The sequence below is a fragment of the Natrinema soli genome (assembly GCF_028618695.1).
Genome location: NZ_JAQIVI010000011.1, coordinates 1 through 2330 on the forward strand (window position 1 = coordinate 1; position 2330 = coordinate 2330).

3 protein-coding genes and 2 pseudogenes are annotated in these 2330 nt (G+C 51.6%); all 5 read left to right on the forward strand.

Annotated elements, in window-relative coordinates; all coding sequences use genetic code 11:
- Positions 1–134: 134 nt before the first annotated feature.
- Positions 135–386 (forward strand): annotated as a pseudogene (locus tag PGX04_RS00920) (IS630 family transposase); the annotation flags it as partial.
- 98 nt (positions 387–484) lie between these two features.
- The gene (locus PGX04_RS00925) at positions 485–754 is read left to right on the forward strand and encodes a PadR family transcriptional regulator (RefSeq protein WP_273736796.1); all 270 of its coding nucleotides are present in this window, start codon (positions 485–487) and stop codon (positions 752–754) included.
- 92 nt (positions 755–846) lie between these two features.
- On the forward strand, positions 847–1149 hold the full coding sequence (locus tag PGX04_RS00930) for a hypothetical protein (RefSeq protein WP_273736797.1): 303 nt from the start codon (positions 847–849) through the stop codon (positions 1147–1149).
- Between the two features lie 472 nt (positions 1150–1621).
- The gene (locus PGX04_RS00935; protein ID WP_273736798.1) at positions 1622–1900 is read left to right on the forward strand and encodes a hypothetical protein; all 279 of its coding nucleotides are present in this window, start codon (positions 1622–1624) and stop codon (positions 1898–1900) included.
- 105 nt (positions 1901–2005) lie between these two features.
- Positions 2006–2330 (forward strand): annotated as a pseudogene (locus PGX04_RS00940) (PQQ-binding-like beta-propeller repeat protein); the annotation flags it as partial.

Here is a 2330-nt window from a genome sequence, read left to right on the forward strand (position 1 = left end):
CTCAAACGGTGTGGAACGGCAGATCGTCGACCCCACCCCAACGCAGTCTTGCGTTCAACAAGGCAATCCTCCATCAACGTGCTTGAATATGATGTTGGAACGAGCATACCGCTGAGAAACTTATCAAAGATCACGAGTATACACGCAAACGGGCCCATCAACTCGGCATTGACCTTGTGCTTCTCCCAGTTGGCTCACCGGATCTCAACCCGATCGAGCAGGTCTCGAAGTGCCTCAAATGGGAATCATCGCCGTTGATTGTGGAGAGCGAGGCAGAATACCGCGCTCTCCTCACTGACCTCTTCGAGCAACTCACGACTCAGCTGAGTTTCGCAGCCTCCTGGATCGTCGATCACCTTGGTGAATATCTTCAGAAGTTACGCTAGGCACTAAGCGTTCTGATGACGCTCGCTGAGGAAGGCGCCTCAATTCAGATAAGAGAAGGAAAGAGATCAAATACATCTTCGTTAAACTCTCTGTTGAAATGGACAACCTCACTGGCTTCCAACGAGATCTCCTGTACGTCATCACTGGTGCCGATCAGCCATCCGGCCAAGACGTTAAGGAAGAAATTGAGGAGTATTATACTGCCGAGATCAATCACGGCCGGCTGTACCCCAATCTCGATACGCTTGTCAACGACGAATTGGTTGAGAAAGGAGAACTCGACAGACGAACGAACTACTATGCAATTACCGAGGCCGGCGAGCAAGCGATCCAAGACCGACGAGAGTGGGAAGACCAATACATCTAGTGAAAACCATATCATTCATTCGAGAACGTTAGAAATACCGCCCGTTTTGCCAATAAGAAAATTTATACTGGCAGCCTTGGGTCTACCACTGTATGCCAAGTGGGAATGAAATGATGAATTACGTTACAATAATCGGTCGCGGAGTGCCATCCAATTACGAAATTAGCGTTAATGGTAATATCGAACCAGTTGCTGATTCACTCGAGGAGACTACAGTAATCTCGGAACATGCTGTTGAAGGGACGATCGAAACCGGCGTCCATCGGTTCCAGTTTTCTGGGGAACTAGCGAATGTCCATGTTCTCGATTGGAACGGAACTCCAGCATCTGAATCACCAAGCACACCGGCCGTACACGTCGATTATGGTCTCGCTGTTCGGGATATCGGTAATTAGCTAGTTACTCTCAGTACCTCACAAAACATAGGGAGTTAACATGATTTGAGTCGCTTGTTCTCCTCATCGATTTCACCGTCCGCTTGCTCTAGTTCCTTGGATACAACTCAGTAAGCGGACTTCTCAACTAACGGGTTTGTGAAGTACTGAAACTACTTCCGAACGCCGCGATTCAGTTGTTCCAACTGTCCTCGAGGAGAACCAAACGCTCCTCGACGCCGCCGACGTCTTTCTCGAGACAATCCTCCCGCCAGAGCGATACAGTGACCCCGTCGACTCACTTGGCAGTGTACTGTTCTGGCCGCCAGACCCCAGCGATTACTCGATCACCACCGAGTTGGATCGTGGCTGCGCTCACAGCAATAGATTTACCGGGAACAACCGGGTGGTGCAGATGGGTCCACCGCTCGAGCAGCAATCACTGTCTCATACAACTCCATAGGCATTTGAAGAATTACGATAGGTATGTTCAGTGAAAGCACATAGAGACCTCCAAGAAAAGAAAAAGAAGAAATATGCCAAAAACATCGATCAGTTCCCTCCAGAGAGTCTGATTGGTCACTATTCTGGCTATACGAAGAAACAGGTAAGGGATGACCGGGGTTTTGACCGTCCGAAGGTTCTCGGTCGCTCCAGAATCGACCGAAGGGTACCGGTCGGTGTCGGTGAAGATGTTCTCCACGTTGGGGAAGCAAGCGTACTCTTTGCCGGAGCTATCGGGAAGGATGTACTCACCAATCCGGTGAACTGACCACGAAGTAGGTCTGCATCCTGAACAGTTTGAAACAATTGTATAGCTAAAAATCGTTTTAACTGATAGATAGGGATATATCCGGTATTCGTACGTCGTGTTGTTATGTGGGAACGACGATCTGTGCTGGCGAGTGGTGCAGCGCTGTCGATCGGGACCGGACTCGCTTCGGTGGGGGCCGGAGCTTCCGAGGCTGACATCGACGAACTTCTGAATCCGGATCGCAATCCGGGACCGAACGAGGACTGGCCGTCACACCGAGGAGACCCCGGTCACGCCAGATACATCGCGGACGGCCACGAGTTCGAGGGCGGAGAACTCGAGGCCGCGTGGTCCGTTGAGGGTGCGGGTACGGGTACTGTCGCCGTCGCCGACGGGACGGTCTACACGCCGACCGACGACGGCGTCGTCGCCCTCGATGCGACGAACG

Excerpts from the sequence above, each read along its gene's own strand:
- PGX04_RS00925 (WP_273736796.1), top strand. The coding sequence starts at position 485 with ATGGACAACCTCACTGGCTTCCAACGAGATCTCCTGTACGTCATCACT.
- PGX04_RS00930 (WP_273736797.1), top strand. The coding sequence starts at position 847 with ATGCCAAGTGGGAATGAAATGATGAATTACGTTACAATAATCGGTCGC.